Origin of the sequence: Lactococcus sp. EKM203L, from assembly GCF_011800585.1 — a bacterium.
Classification (GTDB): Bacteria; Bacillota; Bacilli; order Lactobacillales; family Streptococcaceae; genus Lactococcus; species Lactococcus lactis.
The window spans coordinates 1-401 of record NZ_JAALEQ010000049.1 but is presented as its reverse complement, the minus strand read 5'-3'; the positions used below and the strand labels follow the sequence as shown (position 1 = coordinate 401).

The window sequence follows — 401 nt, the reverse complement described above, 5'->3', positions numbered from 1 at the left end:
GTCTTAGTAATCTCACGACATGCCACCAGCATTTGATAGATTGGCTGTAGTTGCGCATTATGCAAACTATCTGCATCATCTATCACCATTCCTAAGTAATTAGCGTTCAAGATTGACATCTCAATTACATCAGAGAGTTGGCAATCAAACACTTTAAAATAACATTCATTGTCTTTGATAGAATAATCTTTTAAAATTTTCTTTTGATGTAAATCCAATTGAAAGTCATGACAAGCAATAATAGATGTTTTTATTTCTTTAAGAGGTTTTAAGCTTATCTGTTCATCTATAAAAGATATAATTTCTACAACTTCACTAGCGGTAAAGTCAGAACGTTTCCCTAATTTATATTCATGAGCAATATCCATCTCTGACAATCGTTTGAATTGTGAGGTTGAAAT

1 pseudogene is annotated in these 401 nt (G+C 31.7%); it reads right to left on the bottom strand.

Annotated elements, in window-relative coordinates:
- A pseudogene (locus HFD15_RS14045) lies at window positions 1–368 on the bottom strand (hypothetical protein); the annotation flags it as partial.
- Window positions 369–401 lie beyond the last annotated feature (33 nt).